Source organism: Zarconia sp. (assembly GCF_057467645.1).
On record NZ_JBRJXU010000057.1, the window covers coordinates 1 to 8,222 of the forward strand.

7 protein-coding genes are annotated in these 8,222 nt (G+C 50.2%); 1 reads left to right on the plus strand and 6 read right to left on the minus strand.

What is annotated here, in order from left to right; all coding sequences use genetic code 11:
* Positions 1–252 precede the first annotated feature (252 nt).
* From AC2215_RS08270 to AC2215_RS08295, 6 genes are all read right to left on the minus strand, one after another.
* Positions 253–1,863: an iron uptake porin gene (locus AC2215_RS08270; RefSeq protein ID WP_486809499.1), complete on the minus strand. Its 1,611-nt coding sequence runs from the start codon at positions 1,861–1,863 to the stop codon at positions 253–255.
* A 102-nt stretch (positions 1,864–1,965) separates the two neighbouring features.
* Positions 1,966–3,207: a glycosyltransferase family protein gene (locus AC2215_RS08275; protein ID WP_486809500.1), complete on the minus strand. Its 1,242-nt coding sequence runs from the start codon at positions 3,205–3,207 to the stop codon at positions 1,966–1,968.
* A gap of 530 nt (positions 3,208–3,737) precedes the next feature.
* Positions 3,738–4,154, minus strand: a complete 417-nt coding sequence (locus AC2215_RS08280; RefSeq protein WP_486809501.1) for a response regulator transcription factor — start codon at positions 4,152–4,154, stop codon at positions 3,738–3,740.
* 396 nt (positions 4,155–4,550) lie between these two features.
* Positions 4,551–5,219 carry a response regulator transcription factor gene (locus tag AC2215_RS08285; RefSeq protein WP_486809502.1) on the minus strand — a complete coding sequence of 223 codons (669 nt, stop codon included), beginning with the start codon at positions 5,217–5,219 and terminating at the stop codon, positions 4,551–4,553.
* 35 nt (positions 5,220–5,254) lie between these two features.
* Positions 5,255–5,392 carry a hypothetical protein gene (locus AC2215_RS08290; RefSeq protein ID WP_486809503.1) on the minus strand — a complete coding sequence of 46 codons (138 nt, stop codon included), beginning with the start codon at positions 5,390–5,392 and terminating at the stop codon, positions 5,255–5,257.
* A 58-nt stretch (positions 5,393–5,450) separates the two neighbouring features.
* Positions 5,451–6,893: a sensor histidine kinase gene (locus tag AC2215_RS08295; RefSeq protein WP_486809504.1), complete on the minus strand. Its 1,443-nt coding sequence runs from the start codon at positions 6,891–6,893 to the stop codon at positions 5,451–5,453.
* Between the two features lie 650 nt (positions 6,894–7,543).
* Between AC2215_RS08295 and cobU the strand changes: the two genes are divergently transcribed.
* Entirely contained in the window at positions 7,544–8,095 is a 552-nt protein-coding gene (gene cobU, locus AC2215_RS08300) for a bifunctional adenosylcobinamide kinase/adenosylcobinamide-phosphate guanylyltransferase (RefSeq protein WP_486809505.1), read from the plus strand.
* Positions 8,096–8,222: the final 127 nt, after the last annotated feature.

Genomic DNA, 8,222 nt, shown 5'->3' on the forward strand with positions numbered 1-8,222 from the left:
ACGTCAGTTTTGCGACCGCGACGTCGACGGGATGCCGACTCTGGGTGAGATTCGGGCGGTTGGCAAGCCTCTTGATGAGCGAAGCGATCGCACTGGCTACATCTGGTTGCTGGGGAGCAAAGTACTTCATCCCTATTCCCTATTCCCCATTCCCCATTCCCCATTCCCCGCCCTCACCGGAAACAGTCTTATCCAAAACTGACGTTAGTTAGGGCGATTCTACCGGATTTGAGATAACGGTCCCATGGTGACTCAAAAACTAAATCGAGTGCGAATCGTTCCCATCCATAAAGAAGAGCGATCTTCATCGTGGTTGGGATTGGTAATCAAAAACAATCCCGGTGTCACCTGAATATTTTCATTCACCTGCCAGCGATAAAACGCCTCAATATGAAAAGAAGTGGCCGAATCGAGATCCGGGGCGATGGGAGGAATCCCGACAACCAAGCCGAGGGTATCATCTTCGGCGATCGCATTGGGAAAAGCCAGCGTCACCGCCCCATTGAGAATCGTTTCCGACTCCTCATCCTTCCCCGCTTCGTAGGCTTGGGTATAGCCGAACCAGCCCCCCAACTCGAAGTTATCGCTGGCGGCCCAATTGAGCTGAAAGCCCCAATTATCCGCAGCCGTCGCCTGTTCCCCAAAGGGTTGGCTGGCGTTCGTACTGCCTGTTGTTCCCGTCAAATCCACATCTCCCGTGGGGGCGAAGTTACGCGCGTAGGCAATCGCAATCGCAAACCGATCGCCCGGATCGAGAACCGCTTGGGCGAGGGCCGAGTGAGAACCGTTAAACAATCCCCGTCCGTCTTCGGGGGAAGCTGCATCGCTGGTACCGGCAACGTAGCCGAGATTGAGTTCCAGCCAGTCCTCGGGTTGGTAGCGCAAAGCCAGACCCGTTCCCCCCGGCCCGCGCAAGGTGGCCGGATCGCGCCGTCCGAAGCGAGATACCGCCCCGCGTCCGCTACTGGACAGGGGATTGAGGACAGTGGCAATATCGTTAACGCTCATGCCGCTGACGCCCACTATCCCTCGCAGGCGATCGTCGATGGGAAACTCGTAGCTGGCTTCGATACCAAACTCCCCATCGCTTTCTCCGTCGGTAGCTAAGCGACTCATAAACGTTTCGGTAATGCGATCGAGACGACCGATATCGCGGCTTTGAATCCGGGTTTGGAGCAAATCTCGACCGGTGAGGCTGCTGGTGAGATTGAGGCGCGCCCGATATCCGAATAAGGGTTGGGTGTCATCATCACCCTCAAAACTATCGCCTCCAAAGCTATCTGCGGCTTGAAACAACACCTCGCCATTGAGTTTGGTGGTGGTGGAAAAAGATTCTCGGGCAACGAGATCGAGGGCATCGAGGCGATCGCTAAACGTCGCCAGTTCTCGAGCGAAATCCGCTTGCAGCCGTTGAAACAGGGCGAGTTCTTCGGGGGTGAGAGGGGCGTTATCGAGATCCGATCGCATCTGCCGAAAGCAAGCATTCAGTGCCGCCGCAAATTCATAGCGAGTGAGGGCGCGGGTTCCCCCCTCCCGCTGCTGTCGTTCTAAGCTACCGACTTCGCAACCGTAACGATCGATCAGGTCTTGCAAGGCTTGGTAAGTCCAATCTGTGGGTTGGATGTCGGAGAGTTCGGAAACATCTGGCAGTTGGGCGAGTACGGGAGATTGTGGAGGTTGGGAACGAGTATCTCGGGCGGTGGCGGGTGAAGAGAGGGTTGCCCCCAAGGTATATAAACCGGCAAACAGAATGGGAGTAATCGGGGGAGTCAAGAGGTAGGGAATTCGACGGGCGATCTGTTGAAAGCAGTAAAAATGAAAATAGCGAACAAAGCTGGGGGTGCGATCGAAAATGTGAGTCATTTGAATCTGAGTTCTGGTGCGTTCGCAAATCCTGCGGCCACACATAGAGCGATCGCCTGAAAAACGATCCAGCGATACAGTATTCCTCTTATATAGTGTTTCTCAGCTTGCTAAAACCGTTGACTTCGGTGTTGATGTAGCAAGTTTCTGACTCCAGAGGAGTTGAGAAATTTCAGTCTGAATGCAAGGCAACGCTTCTAAATTTAGCGAGACGGATTTTGCAGGTTGAGTTGCTTTTTGAAGGTTCGATCGAGGATGGAGGAGATCGAGAACCGTTGCCATTAAATTCTGCGGCGTTAAAACATCGGGATGAATGAATTTGAGCCATCCCAATTCGGCCAACCGTTGGGCGCGAATCAGTTGCTCCCGGACGGGGTGAATCCGGGGAACCACGACAGCGGGTTTATTCAGGGATAAAATTTCGGAAATGGTGTTGTAACCGGCCATAGAAACGACGGCATCTGCAGCGGCCATGTAACTCATTAAATCGTCGCTAAACGATCGCATCATGACTTGGGGGTAGCGGCGGGCAATGTTGAAGAATTGCTCCCGTTGTGCGGTCGGCATTTCCGGTCCGCAAATTATCAGGCTGTAGGGAAGGCGATCGCTCGGTAAATTCGCGAGTCCGTTCAGGTAGTTCTCGATGAGTCGCGCGCCATCTTCTCCTCCGCCGGGGGTAACGATAACCAGTTTTTGGTCTTCGGGAATTTGCAGTTCCTGGTACACTTCAGACTGGGTTTTGCGTCCGTTTTTTTTGCGAATATAGCCGCAAAATTTTACTTTTTGGGAAATTTCGGGTGAAAATCGATACTCTCGAACGAGATCGAAAATCTCTGGCGAACCGACGGTGAGAATGCGATCGTAGTAGATTTCTAAAGCATCGTAATATCCATATTTCTGCCAATCTTCAATGGTTTTATCCGGCGCATCGAGAATGTCTCGAAGCAGTAATACAATTTTGGTTTCGGGTCGAAACGCTTGAAAATGATTTAAAGTCGGTTTAAGTTCGTTTTTTAACCCGTAAGGTTTTTTATCAACGAGAAATAAATCGGGTTGGAAATTCAAGGCAGCCATGTGAATCAGCTGCGATCGCAGTTTGACAGTCTCCTCGATCGAGGTGCCGAGAAACTTGGCAGCGAGGTTGCCATCTCGATCGCGTCCCAAACAGGGAAGTTTAATATAGTCGAGTCCTAAAGGCAGCCGAAAGGAATGAATCACCGGCGAACCGGAAATAAATAAGATGGAAATTTGTGGTATCGTTTCGAGCAAATGCTCGCAAATTGCCAGCATTCTGCGGAGATTTCCCAAGCCAAATGCATCGTGAGAGTAAACTAGTAGTTTCATCTCGATCGATCCTGTATGTTTTTCGCACTTTTTATTATGGAGTGGGTGCGTAAACTTCTATGAGTCCTGGGTGATGAAAGATGAAATCTGGATGAGAGATTTCTAATGTTTTCAAGCAGTACCCTCGGGAGGGAGAAGGTAAGCATTCAGTCGTTCGCTATCAGATGCGCAACTCTTCGAAAAAGCAAACATTTCTGGAGTGTTCGCTTGGAAGAGCTGACAGCCGATCGTCGGGGCGTTTTACACTGACGACTGACGGCTGATACCTCAATACTGACGGGAAAAGTTCGATCGTCTTCCGTTTCCAACGCTAGAATTGGTGGAGAGGTGCTCGGATAAGTAGGAAGAAAACGAAAATTGTGGAATTTGTCGATAACCATCGATGATTCGAAGTCGATATCGAGGTATCGATCGCGCGGAATATTTTCAGCTCGAAAAATCAAAACATCGATTCATTACGATCGATGTTTCGAGAATTGAATATTACTTCAGCCGAGCTAGCCGTTCGATTTCGGCTCGAGCCGTCTCGACTATGAAAAATGATGGACTTGACAAGTATAAGAATAAGATTTTTCAACCCACTTTGAATTCTCATTCAGACAATGCCGAATCCGGTCGATTAAATGTTTAAATCTAAAGGGTTTGGCGATATAGTCATCGACAATATCGGCAAATTCAGAAACCTTTTCTCGAGCTTCATCGCGCGCCGTGAGTAAAATAATAGAAATCGGGTGACGACGCTCGCGAAGTTCGAGCAAAACTTCCCAACCATCTATCACCGGTAAACCGATATCGAGAAGTAGCACATCGAACTTTTCGACATCGAGAAAATGAAGGGCTTGTGCGCCATCCGTGGCAATCGTCGAGCGATATCCGTTCTTCAGTAAGCCTTTTTCTAAAAATGCTGCGATTCGGGATTCATCTTCGGCGATTAAAATTGACCTCATTTAATTAAACCTTGCTTGACAATGATATTCTTGTAAAAAGTTAAAAGACGCACAACAAAAGATACGCGAAAAATCTAAACATTTTTCCGAATCGCTTCCTTCAGAACTTCAACAATTCAGTATAGAGGTTCTCAAATTAGTGAGGGCTGATTTTCAATCTCAAGTCCCCCTTCATAAGGGGAGGCAGCGTGGTCTTGGGGTTTCCCCAAGTAGAACGACTGCCGTGGATTTAGGGGGATCTTCCGGACCTCATCCATTAGAGAAACGCTATATTGCCTCTAAATCCGAATCGTAGCGAGTCTGATTTTTCAGTCACATTATTTGAGGGTGGGTACCATCGATCCCTACTATCGCCACCCCTTATGAACGCAAGATGAAATCCAGATGAGAACTTTCTTACGATCGCAACCGATACCCCATACCGCGAACGGTTTCGATGAGTTCGCGTCCTAACTTCTTGCGCAAATATCCCACGTAAACATCGACGATATTCGAGCCCGGATCGTAGTCATAGCCCCAAACGCGATTGAGGAGTTGCTCGCGGCTCATCACTTGTCCCTTATGCCGTACGAAGGTTTCGAGCAACAAAAACTCTCGGGCGGGCAACTCCACCTCGCGACGATCGACCCGAACCTGACGAGTCCGCAAGTCCAGATGAACCTTCCCCGCCTCAACGCACATTTCTTCCTTGATGTTGGTGGCTTGACGATTCGTCAGTCGCAAGCGGATTCGGGCGAGCAGTTCGTCAAAGTGGAAGGGTTTGGTGACGTAGTCGTCTGCTCCCCCTTCTAACCCGGTAATTTTATCGTGCAAATCGTCGCGAGCCGTCAAGATAATAATCGGCAGTTGTACCCCTTGACCCCGTAATTCTTCGAGTAAAACCAGTCCATCTCGATCGGGCAAACCCAAATCCAGAAGTAATAAGTCGAAACGATCGTTTAATGCAAACTGCATCGCCGTGTCTGCATCGGGGGCGATTTCAGTGGCAAAACCATTGGCTCGCAAACCTTTATTGATAAATGAAGCAATGCGAGGTTCGTCTTCCGCTATCAAAATTCGGGTCATCGGTCCCGTTTCCAACTCAGCATTAAATTACAGAATTAAATTAACGTCAGTTTTGCTACCGCGATCTCGCCGGGATACCGACGATCTGTGACATTCGGGCGGTCGGCCCGCCTCTTGAGGAGCGAAGGGACAACACTGGCTAAATCTCCTTGCTTAGGAGGAAAGTACTCCATCCCCATTCCCCATTCCCCGCCCTCACCTGAAACAGTCTTATCCAAAACTGACGTTAAATTACAGAGGGAGGGTTGAAGGTGCATCTAGAGGCAACACCAAGGTGAACGTCGATCCGATCCCCCGTTGAGAGTACAGTTCGACGCGACCGCCGTGAGCCAGGGCGATCGCCCGGACGATCGATAAGCCCAAACCCGATCCCTCAGAGCGTCGCCGACCGCGAGCAGAACGGGCGAAGCGCTCGAAAATCCGGTGTTTGTCCTCTTCGTCAACCCCTTCCCCGGTATCGCGCACCCACAACCGAATTTCGTCCTGGTAGAGGCTCGAACCCAGGCTGATGGTATCCGATTCTTGAGTGTAGTGGGTGGCATTTTGGGCGAGATTGAGAACCGCTTGGGTTAGGCGCTGGCGATCGGCCCAAATCTTACATCGAGCAACCCGATCGAGCTGCCAGTTACGGTTTGCCAGACCCCGTGCTTTGGCGAAAAGTTCCTCGCTCAAGGAAACGACATCCACATGTTCCCGTTGTAAAAAATCGTGGCGTTCGGCTTTGGTGAGCAAAATCAAATCTTCGACTAAGCGACCCATGCGATCGAGTTCGTCGAGGACGAGTTCGATGGTTTCTTCGAGTTCGAGCGGGTCGTCCCCGAGCAGTTCTAAGTGACCCTGAATAATCGTAATCGGCGTTCGCAACTCGTGACTGGCATCGTTAATAAATGCCCGTTGACTGGCAAACGCATTTTGCAGCCGATCCATCATTGAGTTGAAGGTAATCTCCAACTCCGCCATTTCCCCAGAACCGCGCACGGGAATGCGCCGACTGAGGTCGGTTTCGCCAATGGAACGAGCGGCATTCGTCAGCCATCGCACGGGCGCGAGCACTTTCCCGGCGGCAAACCACGCTAAAATCAGCGCCAAAAGTCCAATCAGAGCTAAAACTTTGGCGAAAATGACGATCGAGACGAAGGCTTCTTGGCGTTCCCCTGCGGTGATGTGGGCAACCACGAGTACCCCCCGAATCTCCCCCCCACTCCAAACCGGTTCGGAGCGGTAGAGAACGTTGCCAATGTCGGGATCGTCAGTGCTATGTACGCCGCTTTGGGATGTGGTAGTCGCAGCTAAACGCTCCAGCAGTGGGGAATTTCGTTGGATCGCGCTCGGTAAACCCGCAGGACTCGATCGATAGAAGCTGCCATCGGAGATCCCAATGAGAAAGGTATCGTCTTCGGGAAGTTGCTGGTAAAGAAAATCCGCGAATAATTTCTCCAATTCGACATCGCTCACATCCGTTCGTTCTTTGATGTTGCGCTCGTTTTTCAATCGTTTGAAAGCAGCAATCTCCGATTCTAACTCTTGTTTGACTCTGGCATCGACTTCGGCAAAAACCAGCTGCGATGCGATGGGCATCGAAAGACCGAGTAAAAAAGCCATTAATAAGACGTACCAGGCTAAAATTGCGGTACGCGCTTCCCAAAATAAGCCGCGTTTGGCAATTGACTCCATGATTTCTACCTAGAAAACCAACTGGCACTTAGGTTATCGCGTTTCTCGAATCGAAGAGATCTAGACGATCCCCCGCGCATCCACGGCAGTCGTTCTACTTGGGGAAACCCCTCTGGCGACGCTGCCTCGCCTCCCCTGATGAAGGGAGACTTGAGATTCACGATCGGACCCCACTGATTGGAGAACTGCTATACAACAATTTAACTTGCTCAAAGGAGTAGAGTTGAGCTTCATTCATCAAATCATTTATATCTTGAAGCCCGAGAATAATCTGTTTGAAAAAGGAATCTCTTACAGAATCTGTTTGAAAGTGTGTTGTTTCGGTCGCCAACTCATTTCCAAACTCAGTTCAGATCGATGCGATTGTCATTCACAAACGAGATGAGATTGATCGACTAAAATCTTCATAAAATTTTCATAAAACAGTCAGAATCAAATACCAGCTTGATATTCTAAATCCTTAACCCTCGAGGATGATGCTTGACGGGTATTAACACATTTTTCAATCAGCCTTTACTGATAGCAGTTTTCAATGTTTTAGATCGGGGTTTCGTTGGAAATATTTTTGATGACCCGAACCTGAATGGCTCCATCTTCGTTTCGAGCGGGAGAGCGATCGATTGCGATCGTTTCCTCCTATGCTGTGAATTATGAGCAACACGATCTTAGTTACCGGTCCCGCTCGATCGGGAAAAAGTGAATGGGCGGAAACCCTCGCCGAACGCATGGGTTTGCCCGTAACCTATATCGCCACGGCGCAACGAAATCCCGACGATCTCGAATGGCAGCAGCGCATCGAAGCCCACCGCCAGCGACGACCGGCAGGTTGGCAAACCCTCGAAGTTCCCATCGATTTGGCAACCACGATTCGATCGACTCCTCCCCAACACTGCTTGCTCGTGGATTCTCTCGGAACCTGGATCGCGAACTTCTTAGAGTGTGAATTGGAAACCTGGGAGAACGTCCAAACGGAATTTTTAGCCAGTTTGACCCAAACCGCCGCGAATGTCGTTCTCGTGGCAGAAGAGACCGGTTGGGGGGTGATTCCGGCATACCCCATCGGTCGGACATTTCGCGATCGCTTGGGAACTTTGGTCCGTCGAGTGGGGGCGATCGCCGATCGAACCGACCTCGTTGTTGGGGGGCACGTGTTAAATTTGAGTGCTTTGGGTTCCCCTTTAGAGAGATGTTTGGGAGAGTGAATGGACAATTGATAATTGACACTTAACAATGGGTCCGTTGCGAGAATCTTCCATATCCAACACCATCTAATATCTGACGTTCCCCTCTTCCCCATCTCCCTCTCTCCCCATCTCCCCATCTCCCCCT

What these genes read in the sequence shown, in the direction of transcription:
- AC2215_RS08270 (WP_486809499.1), bottom strand. Translation starts at nt 1,863, where the DNA reads ATGACTCACATTTTCGATCGCACCCCCAGCTTTGTTCGCTATTTTCAT.
- AC2215_RS08275 (WP_486809500.1), bottom strand. Translation starts at nt 3,207, where the DNA reads ATGAAACTACTAGTTTACTCTCACGATGCATTTGGCTTGGGAAATCTC.
- AC2215_RS08280 (WP_486809501.1), bottom strand. Translation starts at nt 4,154, where the DNA reads ATGAGGTCAATTTTAATCGCCGAAGATGAATCCCGAATCGCAGCATTT.
- AC2215_RS08285 (WP_486809502.1), bottom strand. Translation starts at nt 5,219, where the DNA reads ATGACCCGAATTTTGATAGCGGAAGACGAACCTCGCATTGCTTCATTT.
- AC2215_RS08290 (WP_486809503.1), bottom strand. Translation starts at nt 5,392, where the DNA reads ATGGAGTACTTTCCTCCTAAGCAAGGAGATTTAGCCAGTGTTGTCCCT.
- AC2215_RS08295 (WP_486809504.1), bottom strand. Translation starts at nt 6,893, where the DNA reads ATGGAGTCAATTGCCAAACGCGGCTTATTTTGGGAAGCGCGTACCGCA.
- cobU (WP_486809505.1), top strand. Translation starts at nt 7,544, where the DNA reads ATGAGCAACACGATCTTAGTTACCGGTCCCGCTCGATCGGGAAAAAGT.